Source organism: Ralstonia pickettii (assembly GCF_016466415.2).
GTDB classification, from domain to species: Bacteria; Pseudomonadota; Gammaproteobacteria; order Burkholderiales; family Burkholderiaceae; genus Ralstonia; species Ralstonia pickettii.
Genome location: NZ_CP066771.1, coordinates 3,063,843 through 3,080,433 on the forward strand (window position 1 = coordinate 3,063,843; position 16,591 = coordinate 3,080,433).

The 16,591-nt window shown below is 62.9% G+C and carries 20 protein-coding genes and 1 tRNA gene; 3 read left to right on the plus strand and 18 right to left on the minus strand.

Translation table 11 applies throughout. From position 1 onward, the window contains the following. Positions 1–34 precede the first annotated feature (34 nt). Both RP6297_RS14500 and RP6297_RS14505 read left to right on the plus strand, forming a co-directional pair. Positions 35–508: a hypothetical protein gene (locus tag RP6297_RS14500; RefSeq protein ID WP_009239624.1), complete on the plus strand. Its 474-nt coding sequence runs from the start codon at positions 35–37 to the stop codon at positions 506–508. Positions 509–1,078: 570 nt separating this feature from the next. Then, entirely contained in the window at positions 1,079–2,434 is a 1,356-nt protein-coding gene (locus RP6297_RS14505; protein WP_009239623.1) for a DUF6602 domain-containing protein, read from the plus strand. Between the two features lie 180 nt (positions 2,435–2,614). Here the strand turns inward: RP6297_RS14505 and RP6297_RS14510 are convergent, their stop codons facing one another. From RP6297_RS14510 to RP6297_RS14590, 17 genes are all read right to left on the minus strand, one after another. Continuing rightward, on the minus strand, positions 2,615–3,283 hold the full coding sequence (locus RP6297_RS14510) for a DUF4276 family protein (protein WP_009239622.1): 669 nt from the start codon (positions 3,281–3,283) through the stop codon (positions 2,615–2,617). Then, positions 3,280–4,380, minus strand: coding sequence for an AAA family ATPase (locus tag RP6297_RS14515; protein ID WP_009239621.1), 1,101 nt, complete (start codon positions 4,378–4,380; stop codon positions 3,280–3,282). Before RP6297_RS14515 ends, RP6297_RS14510 begins: the two co-directional genes overlap by 4 nt. 253 nt (positions 4,381–4,633) lie before the next feature. After that, a complete protein-coding gene (locus RP6297_RS14520; RefSeq protein WP_317624088.1) occupies positions 4,634–4,801 on the minus strand; it encodes an Arm DNA-binding domain-containing protein in 168 nt (55 codons plus the stop codon). A 181-nt stretch (positions 4,802–4,982) separates the two neighbouring features. Next, positions 4,983–5,058: transfer RNA gene (locus RP6297_RS14525), tRNA-Ala, on the minus strand. Between the two features lie 48 nt (positions 5,059–5,106). After that, positions 5,107–6,828, minus strand: a complete 1,722-nt coding sequence (soxB, locus tag RP6297_RS14530) for a thiosulfohydrolase SoxB (protein ID WP_009239619.1) — start codon at positions 6,826–6,828, stop codon at positions 5,107–5,109. Further along, a complete protein-coding gene (locus tag RP6297_RS14535) occupies positions 6,825–7,325 on the minus strand; it encodes a TlpA family protein disulfide reductase (protein WP_009239618.1) in 501 nt (166 codons plus the stop codon). Before RP6297_RS14535 ends, soxB begins: the two co-directional genes overlap by 4 nt. A 12-nt stretch (positions 7,326–7,337) precedes the next feature. Next, positions 7,338–7,997, minus strand: coding sequence for a sulfur oxidation c-type cytochrome SoxX (soxX, locus tag RP6297_RS14540; RefSeq protein WP_009239617.1), 660 nt, complete (start codon positions 7,995–7,997; stop codon positions 7,338–7,340). 16 nt (positions 7,998–8,013) lie between these two features. Continuing rightward, positions 8,014–8,814 carry a sulfur oxidation c-type cytochrome SoxA gene (gene soxA / locus RP6297_RS14545; RefSeq protein WP_009277238.1) on the minus strand — a complete coding sequence of 267 codons (801 nt, stop codon included), beginning with the start codon at positions 8,812–8,814 and terminating at the stop codon, positions 8,014–8,016. Positions 8,815–8,854: 40 nt separating this feature from the next. Then, positions 8,855–9,310 (minus strand): DsrE family protein, encoded by a 456-nt coding sequence (locus RP6297_RS14550; protein WP_004628735.1) that lies wholly within the window; start codon positions 9,308–9,310, stop codon positions 8,855–8,857. Between the two features lie 16 nt (positions 9,311–9,326). After that, positions 9,327–9,638: a thiosulfate oxidation carrier complex protein SoxZ gene (gene soxZ, locus RP6297_RS14555; protein ID WP_009239615.1), complete on the minus strand. Its 312-nt coding sequence runs from the start codon at positions 9,636–9,638 to the stop codon at positions 9,327–9,329. A gap of 19 nt (positions 9,639–9,657) precedes the next feature. Beyond that, the gene (gene soxY / locus RP6297_RS14560; protein ID WP_009239614.1) at positions 9,658–10,128 is read right to left on the minus strand and encodes a thiosulfate oxidation carrier protein SoxY; all 471 of its coding nucleotides are present in this window, start codon (positions 10,126–10,128) and stop codon (positions 9,658–9,660) included. Positions 10,129–10,138: 10 nt separating this feature from the next. Then, complete coding sequence (locus tag RP6297_RS14565; protein ID WP_009239613.1) at positions 10,139–10,486, minus strand: c-type cytochrome; 348 nt, start codon at positions 10,484–10,486, stop codon at positions 10,139–10,141. Positions 10,487–10,662: 176 nt separating this feature from the next. Beyond that, positions 10,663–11,550 carry an O-acetylserine/cysteine exporter gene (locus RP6297_RS14570; RefSeq protein ID WP_009239612.1) on the minus strand — a complete coding sequence of 296 codons (888 nt, stop codon included), beginning with the start codon at positions 11,548–11,550 and terminating at the stop codon, positions 10,663–10,665. Between the two features lie 125 nt (positions 11,551–11,675). Next, on the minus strand, positions 11,676–12,968 hold the full coding sequence (locus RP6297_RS14575) for an NAD(P)/FAD-dependent oxidoreductase (protein ID WP_009239611.1): 1,293 nt from the start codon (positions 12,966–12,968) through the stop codon (positions 11,676–11,678). Continuing rightward, positions 12,965–13,321, minus strand: a complete 357-nt coding sequence (locus RP6297_RS14580; protein WP_009239610.1) for a c-type cytochrome — start codon at positions 13,319–13,321, stop codon at positions 12,965–12,967. The genes RP6297_RS14575 and RP6297_RS14580 overlap by 4 nt, the downstream gene beginning before the upstream one ends. A gap of 133 nt (positions 13,322–13,454) precedes the next feature. After that, a complete protein-coding gene (locus RP6297_RS14585) occupies positions 13,455–14,273 on the minus strand; it encodes a BON domain-containing protein (RefSeq protein ID WP_009239609.1) in 819 nt (272 codons plus the stop codon). A gap of 51 nt (positions 14,274–14,324) precedes the next feature. Further along, positions 14,325–14,702 carry a YraN family protein gene (locus RP6297_RS14590; protein WP_009239608.1) on the minus strand — a complete coding sequence of 126 codons (378 nt, stop codon included), beginning with the start codon at positions 14,700–14,702 and terminating at the stop codon, positions 14,325–14,327. Between the two features lie 35 nt (positions 14,703–14,737). Here RP6297_RS14590 and rsmI point away from each other — a divergent pair, with 35 nt between their 5' ends. Then, a complete protein-coding gene (rsmI, locus tag RP6297_RS14595; protein WP_009239607.1) occupies positions 14,738–15,640 on the plus strand; it encodes a 16S rRNA (cytidine(1402)-2'-O)-methyltransferase in 903 nt (300 codons plus the stop codon). 26 nt (positions 15,641–15,666) lie between these two features. Here rsmI and RP6297_RS14600 read toward each other — a convergent pair whose 3' ends face one another. After that, complete coding sequence (locus tag RP6297_RS14600; protein WP_009277237.1) at positions 15,667–16,398, minus strand: septal ring lytic transglycosylase RlpA family protein; 732 nt, start codon at positions 16,396–16,398, stop codon at positions 15,667–15,669. Positions 16,399–16,591: the final 193 nt, after the last annotated feature.

Here is a 16,591-nt window from a genome sequence, read left to right on the forward strand (position 1 = left end):
GCATGACGTTGATATCCGCTTTAGAAGGAACGCAATGTCTCAGAACTTGATCTCGTTTCAACCCAGCGCCACCGACCTGACCGCCATTGACGGTGCGCTCAAGACACTGGAAGAAAAGCTCGTCGGCCTGATTGGCCTGTCAGTCGAGCAGCGCAGCACACTCATGAAGATGGGCGACAAGTCCGAAGCGTTCTGCCGCCAGGCAGTGGAACTGCTGAGCAACAACCCCGGCGTGCTTCCCGCCAATTTCAACCTGCAGGAAATGCGACGTGACTTGGTGGGCTTTGACACACTGCGCCCTCGCCTCGCCCGCGTGGAGAAGTTGCTGGAAAGGATGCAGGATTCGCAACTGGCGATGGGCAGTGACCTGATGACGGCCGCGCTGGAGGGTTACACGTACCTGAAGGTTGCGGGCAAAGGGGAAGGGTTGGATTCGGCGCGGCGGACGTTGTCGGCGCGGTTTAGTCGGGGACCACGGAAGACGGTCGAGGAGGTGGCTGGGGAGTGAGGTGAGGGGTTGCTGATGGTTTGATGCGGCCTAGATGTGGAAAAGCCCGCGATGCTGAGAGGCTCGTGGGCTTTTTGTTGAAGCGCTTTTCCCAATCTCGCCTATGAATAGGTGGAAATGCCTTCGAGCGACATTGGCAAGCCCTTCTAGTGGTGATTTCAACGCCTCTAGCCCAACCTTGCCCGGAATTTTGATCATCGGCGAATTTCTGTAAGCAAGAGGGGTAAAGGACGCTCCGGGGAGGATTTGCGTGCAACCTCGGAATGCAGGCGTAGGCACTTTGCGCATGCATACGTTGTGGGCGGCCCAGCATACTACGCTCCCTCAACATACGAGCGGTAGTCGCCACAGGGGCGATTGAAAGTGAACTGGCGAGATGCCGCGCTTTGCCCGTCTCTGCTGCTGTCGTCTGGGGCTTGTTCTCGATCATCGAAGCCTAGATGAGCAATAAGGTTTTCGTTCAGCTTCTCAGCCATTGGCCGATGCTTCAAGATGTCAGCATCTACTTGCCGGACCTTCAGAAACCAAGTGCCACCGGAAAGCCACCTTATAGATCGCGAGAATGTACCCATGCAAACAGCAAGAAAAACACGAAAAAGGCTTACTGCGCAGGAACGTGAAGAGAAAAAAGCCTTCGCCGAAAGAGAGAAAAATCTAAAAGCCTACTTCGCAGACAGGTCTGCGCGAGCGATCGCACTTCGATCTAAAGATCGGGAGTTTCACGGCTTAGAGCGTGAACTTAAGGATGCTCAGAAGAACGTGATTGAGGCTTTCGAGAAGACAAAAAAAATCAAGCATCCTCGTGATGTGGGTACTGCACGAGAAGAAATTGTCCGAACGTTTCTGACGCGAACCGGCCTGCTTCCCGCTAGATATGCTGTCTCCGACACTAGCGTTCGTGTCGCATCGACGACCGGGCATCTGAGTAAAGAGCTTGACCTTCTCATTATTGACTCGCTCGACTCCATTTCCTTGATGCGTGAGGATCGAGTTTACGATGTATTTCCCGTGGAAGTTGCATACGGGACGATTCAAGTTAAATCAAAGGCTACAAAAAAAGATATACGCGACGGACTCCTTAACATTGCATCTTTTAAAAGCTTAAAACGTCACAGCTCGCACCTGCATCAAATCCAAATCGGTATGCCAAAATGCCAAAGCGGATTTGGCATTCTGTTTGCATTTGACACTGATTTGGATTGGGTTGCGATTGTTGCTGAACTCACCGATTTTGCTCGCGAAACACCCAGCAAGAATTTATGTAATGCCGTTGTAATTTTAACCAAGGGAATATTATTCTTTGGTGACGACAAGCAGGTGGCGCTCTCAAATTCGTCGCTGACAGCCCTAACTGAGCCCTTGGTCCATGAAAGGCCTGATCGTGATGATACGTGCCTATATGGCTTTTACAGCATTCTGATGGAGCTTTTGGCCGGAACGGCTGTTGAACCCGCCCCCATCCAACAATATTTCCGACTTCCTTTGACCGCAGGTCCGTACTCCTACGAGTATGAATTCGGCAGTCTTGTTGAATATGACGTATGTGAGAAGCATGGAGATTTTCAGAGAAAATTCACTGAGCAAAAATTAGAGTCCGTCATTAACTGGTGCAAAGAAAAATCAAAGCCGACAAATTGGATTCGCGCGATAGATATAGCCTATGGTCGACCCGGAGACAATGAGGAGGCATATAAGCGTCAGCCAGGGGAGGTTCTAATCTACAACCCTAACGATTTGCCACTCAGCGACGTTTTGGTCATGGATCAGAAAATGAACAGCGAATCCGGCGTAGTGGCCATAAAACGCAATGCTTTTGACGCCATCAGATCAGACGGGCTGACATTTTGGATCCCCTACTACTATCAAATCTCTGAGGATTTGATTTCTACCTGTCCTAAGTGTGCGCGGGAAGAAGAAAAAAGTTGAACGCGTCCCGAATAGACCTTTCGGTTCTGCTTTTTGCCCACTAAGTGCGCTGCACGGGGGCAAGGGGGCATATGGCTATGCCTCCAATAACACCCCACCGCTGAGCCTCGCGGAACAACTACGCCCCTGTCGCTTACAGCATAAATAGCGCAGTCAATGGCACGGCGACCGCTACGACCTCTAGGAAAGGGGAGCCACCACGCGAAGCGCTTCTAGCTTCTGCAGCCACCCATCAAAATGCGGGCAAGCCGCACGCATGGTGTCCAGCCCAATGTCGCACGCAATCAATGGTCCATGGAACGTCTTTTGATAACCCTGCCAAGCCGACAGGATGCGTTTGGAAGGAGCTGTAAGGGGACTGTCATTGATGTCCTCCGGCAAAGTTGTCCTCCGCACTGCACGCAACGGTTCCAGAACGGAATCATCATCGGTCCACTGCTCAAAGGTTTCAATCTGGACGAACAGTAACGCCTCGAACTCGTGAACGAGCAGGTTGGGGATGAAGTTGCGTTGCCCGATGCTCTTGGCAAGTTCTGTTTCCAAAAACTCTGCCTTGCGCTGTCCACTCATCCCAGCAGGATAGGCCGCACTGCTCTTACCGGGAAAATCGTCCGGTAGCGCGTATAAGTCAAACAGCGTGGTGACGTGCGCACCATTGTCTTGCTTACAGAGTTTTTCGATCTGGGGCTTTATCTTGGCAAAGCTGACCACACCACCGCGATAGCCAGGGCTGGTGCTAACAATGATGGGCGTAAGGTAGAGCCCCATCCGCGCATAGTGAGGCACTAGCAATTCGTTAACGAAGGCCTCTTCCGTTTGGCCCTCTACGAGCAGATAGACGCGACTCATCGCCCAGGCCTGCCACCGAGGAGGTTCTTCTTCCACAAGTCCCCAAGGCTGTATTCAGCCAGCCATTCAGACAGCGCCTGGGCATCCGGTCGCGCAAAGCTGGACGCCCCACCTCGCTTGTCGACCACTATCAGATCTTCTGCGTCAAACTCGTTGACCAACTCCACGGATTGGGTCGAGACGATCAATTGATGCTTCTGCGATGCAGATTTCATCAACCCGGCTAGTACGCTGACTGCAAACGGATGTAGCCCCAGTTCCGGCTCGTCGATCAAGATGGCTGCCGGCATGAAGTCTTCCGGCTGAAGCAACACAGTGGCTAGGCAAATGAACCGCAGTGTGCCGTCGGACAAAGCACTGGCAGTGAACGGCTCGTCTTGGCCCTGCTCCGTCCATTCGAGTTGAATCTTTTCCTTGTTGTCGACAGTAGGCCTTAGATGAAAGTCGCCGAAGAAAGGCGCAACCAAGCGAATCGCCTTGACGATACGCTGGTAGTGTTCGTCGTGATGGTTCTTCAACCGCAGGAGAAAGGCCGCCAGATTACGAGCATCATCACGCAGATACTCGTTGTCGTTAACGTTATGGATCTGTTTGACAAGAGCACTGCCGCTGGTGTCATGGAAGTGGTACAGGCGCCAACTGCGCATAGCAGGGACGACGAAATCCCAGATCATTCCATGGTGGCGCCGCTCCTTGTAATGAGTTTCAAAATGACCTGAGGCGGGATGCCAGTCTCCACGCATGTTCCACCATAGCGCCTCATGAGCAAACATCATCCGATTATCTTGAGTGGGCCGTAGCGTGAACTGGTATCCGTTGTTACCGAAGTACAGCTCAGCCCGCAGTTCTTCTGTCTTCTTGCGCCCATAGTGCAGCAAAGCATCCGGACCACCAGCCAATCCGACGGCGGTTTGCAACTGCTGATCCAGGATGCGGTTTATCAGACGAAAGAACCCGATGAAATTGGATTTGCCCGCGCCGTTGGCGCCAATCAGTACGTTGAGTCGCCCCAGTTCCAGATCGCATTCAGCGATGGATTTGTATCCATGCAAAACAAGTCGCGAGATTTGATCCGAGTCGTTAACGTACTTCATCATTGTCGATGCCTTTCTCGTTCCGCCCAACACTCATTGCGACAACCGCCACGGCTCGCCGAGGTTGAAAAGCCGCAAGACTTCAATTTCAGGTCGCTCATTTGCGCTATTGCTGCCTATGGCAGCTCACGTGCAGGGAACCGAGCGATTTTAGCTCGCCGATGCTACGTGCAACCAAAGATGCACCGCCCAGCATCCGTTCGCCCCGACCAGCCCCACCCTCTGCAGACCGCATCACTCAACGCGCTCCATGTACCTAGACGCAAAGCGCCAGCCGCTTCTCCTTGCCAGTAAACCGGTCCTTGAGCTGCCCATATTTGGCGCCTGCCCGGGAGACTTCCAAGTACATGCCCGCCACGTCAGCCAGCTGGTAGGTCTTATCGCTCGGCCGCGCACCACGGATTTCAACATCGGTCAGGGGCATTCCGGTCTTCATGGTGGCATCAATCTGCGCGGCTTCCAAAGTGCCCCCAACAATGCCCCACATGCCCCCGGGTGCCCCCGGATGTCAATGGATCAAGCCAGACGCGCAGGAACAAAAAACCCCGCAAACCTTGATGTTTGCGGGGTCTTCAGACCATCCCAGGTGCTGCTGGAAGTGTTTTTGGTGGACCGAAGGAGGATCGAACTCCCGACCTCCGCATTGCGAACGCGGCGCTCTCCCAGCTGAGCTATCGGCCCGTGGAAGATGAGTCTACCCGAACTCCCCGGGCGCTTTCAATCGGGGGGTCAACCCGCGTTTTCCATGCCCGGATTGCCTTCCATGCCGATAATGCGCGGCGTGTTCAGCGGCCTTGCGGTCACTTCGCGCTGGTCGCGCAGCCAGTCGGCCAGCACGTCCCACACGGGGCGGCCGCCCGCCTTGCGGGCTTCGGGCGATACGGCGGCCCAGCCGGCCACTTTGTAGCGGCGGTCGGCGTCGATGGGCTTGCCGTCACCCGGCCCCAGGCGCATGTCGGTAATGCGCTGGCCCATGGGCTTCATCGGGTCGATGGTGTAGCGCAGGCCGCCGGTGCGCACCATGTCGCCGCCCTGCTGGTAGTACGGGTCTGGGTTGAACAGGTTGTCGGCCACGTCTTCCAGCACGGTCTTGATGGTGGCGCCGGTCATCTCGGTCAGCGTGGTGGCCGGGTACGTGATGGCAGTCTGGGCCATCAGCGCTTCCATGGTCAGGGCCTCGCCGGGCAGCAGCGTGGTGCCCCAGCGGAAGCCGGGCGAGAAGGCAATCTCGGCGCCCTGCGCGTGCATCAGCCCATCGACGATGAGCTGGTCGAACGTGCCGTTGAAGTTGCCGCGCCGGTACAGCAGGCCGCGGTTGGTGGCGAGCGTTTCGCCCAGCTTGTCTTTGTACGGCGCGCGCACGCGGTCAATCAGCGCCGTCATGGCCGGGTCGGGCGGCAGCAGATCGGCAAACACGGGCAGCAACGTGTAGCGGATGTCGCGCACGGTGCCGCCGCGCACATCCAGATCGAGCACACCGACAAACTTGCCGTTGGCGCCCGCGTTGGTCACGAGCGTCACGCCGCCCGGGTTGCTGACCTTGACAGGCGCGGGCACGGCATCGTGCGTATGCCCGCCCAGGATGGCGTCCAACCCGCGCACGCGCGAGGCGAGCTTGAGGTCGACATCCATGCCGTTGTGCGAGAGCAGCACGACCACCTTGGCGCCCTTGCCGCGCGCCTCGTCAATCATCTTCTGCAGCCGTTCTTCCTGAATGCCGAAGGTCCAGTCAGGCGTGAAATCCGCCGGGTGCGCAATGGGCGTGTACGGAAACGCCTGCCCAGTGATGGCGACCGGCACGCCGTTCAGCTCGCGCAGCACGTACGGGTCGAACACCGGGTCACCAAAGTCGGCGGTCTGGATGTTTTGCGCGACAAAGGCGACCTTGTTCTTGAAGTCGTGATCGACCACGTGGCGCACGCGGTCGGCGCCGTAGGTCATCTCCCAATGCGGGGTCATGACGTCCACGCCCAGCGCGAGGGCGGCGTCGACCATGTCCTGGCCGTTGGTCCACAACGCGGTGGCGGAGCCCTGCCAGGTGTCGCCGCCGTCCAGCAGCAGCGCATTGGGGCGCGTGGCCCGCAGGCGCTTGATGAGCGTGGCCAGATGCGCGAAGCCGCCCATGCGGCCGTAGCGGCGCGCGGCCTCGGTAAAGTCGAGTGACGTAAGCGCGTGCGCGGCGCGCGAGCCCGGCGCGATGCCGTACCGCTTGAGCAACGCGTGCCCCACCAGATGCGGCGGCTGCCCGGCCCATTGCGCCACGCCCAGGTTGACGCTGGGCTCGCGGTATTCGATGGGCAGCAACTGCGCGTGGCAGTCGGTGAAGTGCAGCAGGTGGACGTTGCCGAAAGGGGGTACGTCGTAGCTGAACGTATCGGCGTGCGCGTCGGTCAGGCGCAGGCCGGCGGCTGCGGCAATCGCCAGGGCTTGAACGAATTCGCGGCGGTTCATTGCTTGGGGCTGTGCGCGTAGCGTGCGAGGTCGGCCACGTCGTCTTCCAGCATCTCGCCGACTTCCTTGCGCGCCACGCGGCCCTCGGCGTCGAGCACGAGCAGTTCGGGCAGGCCCTTGCGCGGGCCGGTGGCGGCGCACAGCGCGTCGGTTTCCATCGTCACCGGGAAGGTGAAGCCGCGCTTGGCGACGTAGTCCTTCGCAAGCTGCGGGTTGGCATCGATGCTGATGGTGAGGATGCGCAGGTCCGTGCCGCGCGTGGCGTCGTAGAGCTTTTGCAGACGCGGGTTCTGCAGCGCGCAGAACGGGCACCACGACGCCCACGTGGCGATGATGACGGGGTGCCCCCGCCATGCATCGCCCGGCACGCGCGTGCCGTCGAGCAACTGAACCTCGGGCAGCGCCACCACATCGCCCACTTCGACGGCCTGCACGGTGCTTGCGGCAAACACCATCGCCGCTGCCGTCCACATCAGGAACCGTCGAAGCGTGTGCATGGCGTTATGAGGTCACTGGTTGACGGGAGATGCCGGATCGAACAACAGCGCCATCACGTCGCGAATCTGCTGCTCGGTCAGGATGCCCTTGTGCCCGAAGCGCGGCATGTTGGAGCACGCCGCATACGCGTTGGAGTTGTAGATCTTGCCCCACGTGTAGCGCAGGATCGCCTCCGAATCGCCGCGCAGCTTGCCGTACTGGTACAGCGAGGGGCCGATGGTGCCGTACGACAGTTCGTCTTTCGACAGGCGGTGGCAGGCGTAGCAATTGGCGCCGTTCACAGTGCCAGCCGGGTCGGAGAACTGCATGCCGCGGCCGCTCTGCGCGGTCTTCTCGCCTTCCTTCCAGTCGCCCAGCCAGGTGTTGTCTGCCGGGTAGTGGATGGTCTTGAATTGCGCGTCTTCCAGCTTCTTTGCCACGGCGGCGGGCACGGCGTTACGGTCGGCAAACTGGCTGCAGACCTTTTGCACGTCGTCGCGCTCGGTCACGCCTTCCACGGTGGCCGGGCCCTTGGAGACAAAGCTCTCCTGGATGACCTTGGCGAGGGCCGCGTCGGCCTTGGCTTCGGGCTTGGGTGCGGTGACGGCCTTGGCGGCGTCGGCTGCCTGCGCGGTGCCGGCGGCCAGCGCCAATGTGAGCGCCGTCAGAACGATGGGGGTCAGTCGGGTCATGCGTGGCCTCATCGTGTCAGCGTTTGATGGACGGCGCGTCCATCTTGCCGCCGTTGGCGTTTCGGGCGAGGAACATCTCCAGCGCGGTAATCACCTCGCTGCCGTAGAGCGGTTCCGGAAAGCGCTGCTGGCGCAGGCAGTCATACAGGCGGTGCTGCATCGTGCGTACCTCGCCCTGCGAGACGCGATACCCCGGCCAGGTGGAATACGCAAAGCGCGCGCCGTCGGCGGTCAGCAGATCGGGCAGCTCCTGCAGGCGGATGCGCAAACCCGGCTGGGCATGGCACGTGGCACAGGCAAAGTCATACGCGCCGCCGCGGTAGAAGAACATGCGGCGGCCCAGTTCGTACACGCGCTTTTCTTCAGGATGGGCGAGCGGAATGTCGATGGCCGCGCCGCGCGATTCCGATGCGACGTAGGCCATCAGCCGTTCAATGTCCGACGCCTTGCCGGGCGACGAGAACGGGCGGGCCGACGCCTCTTCCTTGGTCAGCCCCTGCAGCGTCATGCGGCAGTACATAAGGCGCTGTTCGGCGTCCATCACGCGGCCGGTGTCTTTGAAGAAGCGCGGCAGCTTGGCGTAGGCGCCCTTCACCACGCCGGGGCCCAGGCCCAGGTCGCACGCTTCAAGCGAGGCCTGCTTGGGGCCGGCGGGCTTCTTCCAGAGTTCTTCGCCGGCGGCTTCCCAGAGTTCGGCCGGGTTGCCGTCGGCCAGCATCTCGCGGTACTGCGCGATGCCGGCGGCGGTGCTGTCCTTGGCGTCCTGGGCGGATGCCATTACGGCGCCGCCGGCTGCCAACGCCGCAGCCAGCACCATCGTCCATGTCTTGTGTTTCACGGTCCCCTCCGTGGGTCGCCTACGGCTTGATATAGGCGAAACCTTCTTCCTGCTGCAGGCGGGTGATTTCCACCACGCCGGCCGGCACCACCTTGGCTTCGAGCAGCAGCTTGTCTTCCGGCACCTTGAAGGCCATCAGCGAGTTGTGGCACACGCGAAACTCCACGCCCATGCTGGCCAGCGCGGCCACGGGCGCATCGAACGGGCGCCCCTGCGCATCCTTGGCGCCTTCAACGAGGAAGTCGATGCCGTGGCCCAGCGCCACCACCACGATCTTCGTGCCGGGCGCGCCGTTCAGGTGGTTGCGCAGGTTCCCGATGGCGCGCACGGCCTGGTCGATCCCTTCGCTCAACTGGTAGACCACCTTGTAGCGGGCACCGGCACCGCCTGCGCGCGGGGCGTTCTGGGCAGCGGCCTTGCCGGCCACACCCAATGCCGCCAGCGCGGCGGTCACACGAAAGAAGCTGCGTCGCATTTGAGCCTCCGGGGGCTTACTGGATAGACGTTTCGTCGGTGCGCTTGTCGCCGTGGTTGTCGACCCAGGTGACCGTCACCTTGTCGCCCTTGGCGCCGCCCTTGAACTTGAGGTTCAGGAACGGATCTTTCGACACGGCCGGGCCGAACTGGGCGTCGAGCACCGTCTTGCCGCTGTGCTGCACCGTTACGTTGGTGATGTGCCAGGCGGGCACGACCTTGCCGGACGCGTCTTTGCGCTGGCCGGTTTCCATGTCGTGCTTCATCAGGATCTTCACGTCGGTGGTGCCGCCGTTTTCCATTGCGCGAATGCGCATCGGGTCTGCCATGGTGTGTTTCTCCCGATGTTTAACCGCCGCAGCCACCCAGGGTGACCTTCACTTCCTTGCTCGCCAGCACCCATTTGCCGTTGGCGCGCACGGCGGCGTAGACCGTTGACGTCTCGCCCATCTTCACGCGCGTGCTCACAAACGGTTCGGTGCCGGCGGGAATGGCGAACGTGGCGGCCAGCGTGTTCGGGTTCTTTTCGACCAGGATGGCGATGAGGTCGGTGCCCGGCAGCGTGCTGGTCACGACCAGCGGCACGACGGCGCCGTTTTCAGCAATGTCCGGTGCGGTGAGCTGGATGCCGGCGCCGCCCTTCTCCACCGCGCCACCGCCCAGTTGCTTGAGCACGTCGTTCACGCCTTTCACGGCAAAGGCGGCCTTGTTCCATTCGGCCGCCTGGGCCGGCGTGGCAATGCCGGCAGACACCAGCAGCGCCATCATGGCGCCGGCACGCAGTACGTCACGGCGGCCCAGATTGATTGCGTCGTTCATCGTCCGTTCCTCACTTGGCCGGGGCGCCCGCGAGCACCCAGTCGATCACGGTTTTCAGATCGGTATCGGCAATCTTCGGATTGGCCGGCATCGGGATCTGGCCCCAATTGCCCATGCCGCCTTCGCGCACCTTCTTGATGAGCTTGGCTTGCGCGCCGGCATCGCCCTTGTACTTGGCGGCAACGTCCTGGTAGGCCGGGCCGACGAGCTTGCGGTCGACGGCGTGGCAGCCCATGCAGGCGTTCTGGTTGGCGATGGACAAGGCGCGGGCAGCATCAACGGCGGCCAGCGCGGGCGTGGCGGACAGTGCCAAGCCGGCCAGCACCGCCGCTGAGGCGAGCGTGGGGGCGAACTTCATGTGGTCTCCAGAAGACGAGGCTGCCCGCATGCGTGTGCGGGCGAAATGGCGGGAATTGGACCCGGTATTGTGCCCGAAACGGGCCAAATCCTATGTCGCCCGCAAATGTCGTCCGCAAAGCAAAACGCCCGGTACCTTTCGGCCCCGGGCGCTTGTTTCTGATGGGGATGCGGCGATCAAGCCATCGCCCGCCGCGCGGCCAGCCGGCCGCCAAACACGTTGAGCAGCAGCCCGGCCATCACCACCGCGCCGCCCAGCCATTGGGCAGGCACCAGGCGCTCGCCCAGCAGCACGGCGGCCGACACCAGCCCCACCACCGGCACCAGCAGCGTGAGCGGCGCGACCTGGCTGGCGGCGTAGCGCGCCAGCAGGCGGCTCCACAGGCTGTAGCCGAAGATGGTGGCGCCAAAAGACAGGTAGACGATCGCGCCGATGCTTGACCAGCTGATGTTCGCCAGGCTGTGTGCGATCTGCTGCGGCCCCTCCAGCCAGTACGACAGCAGGAAGAACGGAACTGGTGGGATGACGGCGCCCCACACCACCAGGCTCACCACATTCACCGGCCCGATCCGCTTGGTGACGATATTGCCGCTGGCCCACGAAAACGCAGCGCACAGCGTCAGCAGGAAGCCGGCGGTGGTCATGCCCGTGACCGAGCCGCCACCCGCCATACCGATGACGGCCAGGCCGCTCGCGGCCACCGCCATGCCGGCCAGGTGGAACCAGCGGATCGGCTCGCGCAGCACGATGGCGGCAATCGTCAGCGTAAAGAACGCCTGCGACTGCAGCACCAGCGAGGCCAGCCCCGCCGGCATGCCCACATACATGGCGGAGAACAGGAACGCGAACTGCCCGAAGCTGATGGTGGCGCCGTAAGCCACCAGCCACTTGAGCGCAATCTTCGGGCGCGGCACGAACAGCACAGCCGGGAACGCGACCAGCGCAAAGCGCAGCGCACCTAGCAGCATGGGCGGCACGCCGTGCAGGCCCACCTTGATGACGACAAAGTTGACGCCCCACACCAGCACAACGGTCAGGGCCAGCAGCAGATCCTTGGGAGACATGATGATCGGAAGGTTCGGACGGCCGCCCGTGCGGCCACATGACGCACTGTAGGCGCCGGCCGCTTAGGCGACTTGCACAATCTTGCGCATTGTTTGTGCCCGGGGCCGCACCTTCCGCCTGACATTCAACCCAGCATGTCCGACCAGATGGCGCGGCTCCAGCCTTGCGCCAGCTTGCCCTCCGCTGGGGAAGGCACGTCGGAAAGCCCGCCGGCGCCGGGCACCGTCACCATGGTGTGCTCGGTCGCGTCGTAACGGTGGACGGTTGCCACGTGCATGGCCTCGTCGGGCGTGGCAAAGCTGTAGCAGGTGTTGGTGTACAGCGGTGACGCATCGGGCGCGTGCCCGGCCAGCATCGCCACCACGGCGGCGGCGGCCACCTTGCCGTGCTGATTGGCCATGTGGCCCGACTTCGGCATCAGCGGCGCGGTCTGGATGGCATCGCCAATCACATGCACGCCCGGCGCCACCTTCGACTCAAACGACAGGAAATCCACTTCGCACCAGCGCCCATTGGCCGTCGCCAGGCCGGCCTGCACGGCAATCGCCCCGGCACGCTGCGGCGGGATCAGGTTGACGACATCGGCCTGCACGTCGTCCTGCACATCGAACTTGAGGACGCGGCCCGTGGCATCGATGTCGACGGCGTTGTATTGCGGGCGATATTCGATGTGCTGCGGATAGCGCTCTGCCCAGACGCGCTTGAACAACGCGCCTTTGGAGGTGACGTCATCGTTGGCATCGAGAATGAGCACGCGCGAATCGGGCTTGGCGCGCTGCAGCCAGTGGGCGATCAGGCACGCGCGCTCGTACGGCGCGGGCGGGCAGCGGTACGGCGCCAGCGGAATGCTGATCGCCACCGTGCCGCCGTTGGGCATGGCTTCGAGCCGATGGCGCAGCGCCAGCGTCTGCGTGCCGGCTTTCCAGGCGTGCGGCGCTTGCGCGGCGGTGGCCGCATTGGCGAGACCGGGAATCGCCCCCGGCACGAAGTCGATGCCGGGCGAGAGGATCAGCCGGTCGTAATCAAGCGTGCCGCCGCCTGCCAGCCGCACCTGCTTGGCGCCAGGGTCGATGGCCGATGCGCGGTCGCGCACCCACCGCACGCCGTGGCGCTCGACCAGCGCGTCATACGGCACGGTGATCGACGCCAGGTCACGGTCGCCCGACAGGACGAGGTTCGACAGCGGGCACGAGACGAACGCGGCGTTCGGCTCCACCAGCGTGACGTCGACACGGCCACCGGAAAACACGCGCACGTATTTGGCCGCCGTTGCGCCGCCATAGCCGCCGCCCACCACCACCACGCGTGCATTGCGCACGCCCGACAGCGATGCGCAGGCGGCCAGCGGCCCGGCCAGCGCGGTTGCCCCGAGCGCGCGCAGAAGTGCGCGTCGGTCCTTGCGCAGCCATTCGCTCATGGCGCCTCCTGAGGTTGGCGTGACAGCCAGCCGGCAATGGCGGCGATCTGCGCACCGTCATAACCGCGGGCGATCTGGCCCATCACCGTGGAAGGGCGCGCGCCGCTGCGAAAGGCTTGCATGGTGTCGATCAGCTCGGCCTGCGAGCGACCGGCGAGCGGCGGCAACGTCTGTGCGGGAAGCTTGGCACCGGGCGCGGTATCGGCGTGATGGCAGCTGGCGCACGTGGCAGCCCAGGTGCGGGCCTGCAGATTGGTGGGGGGATGATCGGCCGCATGGGCCACAGTGGGCGCAGGGGCCGTCAGCAGCGCCGCAAGCAGTGCTGCGGCGGCAGGGCGGTGGACGACGGGCATCGGGGGGCTGCGAAGTCGCGGGAGCGTCATACGCTAACACGCACGGCCGGCCATGTGCCCTGTGATGCGTGCAGCCAACAAAAAACGCAGCACGGTGGCTGCGTTTCTTGCGATGCGGTGTTGCCGCGCTGGCTTACGGCAGTTGCTTGCCCGGCGGCAGCGCGGGCGAGGTGGTGGGCGACACGGTCACGCCCGGCGCGGCCGACGTGACCGGGGCCGGTGCCTGCGTGGCCGTCGGCGTACCCTGCGTGCGCGTTGGCGTGCCTTGCGACGCGTCGGGCGCGGTCGACGGGTTGGTCGACGTGGCATTCGCATCCAGGCGCTTGCGCTCTTCGTCGGTCACGTAATCGAACACCTTCACGACCTTATTGACGCCGCCCACGGTGCGCACGGCTTCGGTGGCCTTGTTGCCCTCGGCCTCGGTCACCACGCCGAGCAGGAAGACGGTCTGCGCTTCGGTCGTCACCTTGATGGAGTTCCAGGGCACGCCTTCCGTGCCGGCCAGCACGCTCTTCACCTTGGTGGTGATGTACGTATCGTTTGTGCGCGAGCCGAACGTGCTCGACTCCGGCGTCACCACGATCTCGTTGACGACCTCACGCGCGTTCTGCAGCTTCTGCGCGTATTGGCCGATCTCCTGCTTGGTCTGCTCGGTGCCGGCTTCGCCGGTCAGCAGGACCTTGCGGTTGTAGACCGTCACGTTGACGTGGGCACGGCCGTCGTAGCGCGAGATCAGCGTGTTCTCGGCTTCCATCTGCAGGCCGCGGTCGATGGTCTGGGTGGCGGTCGGGCGACGGTCGGTGGCAAGCGCCACGCCGCCGGCCACGGCGCCCGCAAACAGCGGGAAGCAGGCAGTCAACTGCGTTGCGGTCATGCCGGCCAGGGCGGCCAGCACGGCGGTGCGCGTGACCGTGCGACGGAAACGGGCAAACGTAGGCGACGAGAGTTTCATGCTGTCCTTGAATGAAGTGCAGAAGAAAGAAGAGCGAGGTTGATGCGAGGTTCAGGCATCAACGCCGAAGGCATCGCGCATCCATTCGATACGCGCACCGTCAATGGCGATGACGTCAAATCGGCAGGCCGGTACATCTTCAACCTGCCGCGCGAGAAAATCTTCGGCTGCGGCAATCAGGCGGCGCTGCTTGGCGGGCGTGACACTCGCCGCCGCCCCGCCGAAGCGCTGCGTGGAGCGGGCCACACGGGCACGTAATTCAACGAATACCAGGGCGCCGGCCGCATCGCGCATCACCAGATCGATTTCACCGCCCTTGCAGCGATAATTGCGGCTGACCACGGCCAGCCCGCGCGCCTGCAAGTAGCGCAGCGCACGGTCTTCACCGGCTTCACCGGTGGCGGCTGTGATGGGCTGCGGCGCATGCATTCGCGGTTTGAACCAAGTAACAGAGAGAAGTTCTCGTGAGTGATCCTGACTGGACCCTGCTGGCGTACGACCAGCACTATCCCGCCGGCGCATTATATGTGGTGGCCACCCCCATCGGGAACGCGGCCGACGTGTCGCTGCGGGCGCGCTACGTGCTGGGCCTTGTCAACGCGGTGGCCTGCGAAGACACGCGCAACACAGGGCAACTGCTCCATCGGCTGGGGCTGTCGCGGCCGATGCTCGCGGCGCACGAACACAACGAGCGCGAGGCCGCCGCGCGCATCGTGGCGCGGCTGGCGCAGGGCGAGCGCATCGCCTATGTGTCCGATGCGGGCACGCCGGGCGTGTCGGACCCGGGCTCGCGGATTGTCGAGGCGGTGCGTGCGGCGGGCCAGCGCGTGATTCCGCTGCCGGGCGCGAGCGCGGTGGTGACGGCGCTTTCTGCCGCCGGGGAGTTGCTCGACACGTCTGGTGGGCAGTTCACCTTCGTCGGCTTCCTGCCGCCCAAGGCCGGGCAACGCGAGGCGGCCATCCGCCAATGGGCGGCGCACGGGCCGGCATGGGTCCTGTACGAGGCGCCGCATCGCATCGAGGCCACACTCGCCGCGTTGGCGGAACACTTGCCCGCGCGACGCATCCTGATCGGCCGGGAATTGACCAAGCTGTTCGAGCAGATCGTCGTGCTGCCTGCCGCCGAAGCACCGGCCTGGCTTGCCGCCGATGTCTCACATGGCAAGGGCGAATTCGTTCTGGTGGTGGAGGGCGCAGGCGCGCAGGACGCCGCGCCGACGGCGATGGCGGCAGACCACGTCTTGCGTCTGCTGTTGGCCGAGTTGCCTGCCAAGCGCGCAGCCAAGCTGGCCGGCGCAATTACGGGTGCGTCGGTCGACGCGCTGTATCAAAGCGCGCTGGCGCTGAAAAACGAAGGGAAGGACTGAGGCAGGAAGGCGGCCGGATCAGCGGTTCAACGACGCTTGGCGCGACGCTTGACCGCTTTCTTCTTCACCGGTGCGGGTTCATCGGCACCCACATCGGCGTCGCCATCGTTGCTGGCGACATCGGTCTGCGTCAGCTCAGGGCGCAGCGCTTCAACTTCAGCGCGGGACAGTCGGCGGATTTCCACCTGCGTTGAACCGCGTTTGACGAAGTCGAGCCGCTTGGCGGCGGCATACGACATGTCGACGATGCGCTTGCCGTGGTACGGACCGCGATCCGTCACCTTGGCCACGACCACGCGGTCGTTGGAGAGGTTGCGCACGAGAACCCAGCTCTGCAGCGGCAGCGACGGATGCGCCACCGTGAAGGCGTTCATATCGAAACGCTCGCCGCTGGCGGTGCGGCGGCCGTGGAAGCCGCGGCCGTACCACGAAGCCAGGCCGCGTTGTTCGAACGTGCCGAGGTCGGCGCGCAGGCCGGGGCTGGTGTCGGTGTTCTCGTCCAGCTTGAGGCTGGTCGAATCCGGCACCCCGCGGAACGACAGCGTGCCCCAGGCATCGGGGTTGTCGCGCGGGTCGGCCAGCTTCAACGTGGGCGCTGCGGGCTTGCTGGCCTGGAGACCGGATTGCCCACCCGCGGGCGGTTCGCCGGGGACGGCGGCACAGCCCGCCAGCACCAGCAGCGCGGTGCCGTGCGTGAGCCAGGCACGCAGCGTGCGGCCGGCCGGAAGGCAGGAAATCGAATGGGTCAACTTGAGCATGGCCGCGAGTCTAACATGCATGCTTTGATCGCTTATTTACATTTCCTATTAAAACGATCACATCATGCTGTCATCTCCCACCAATTTTGTAATATTTTCTTTCGGATGTAACAGCGCACCCCGCAAGCCCAGTGCTGGCGCGGGCTCGGCCCGATACAATCGGGTTATCCCTGCCATGTGCAAATGCGCACAT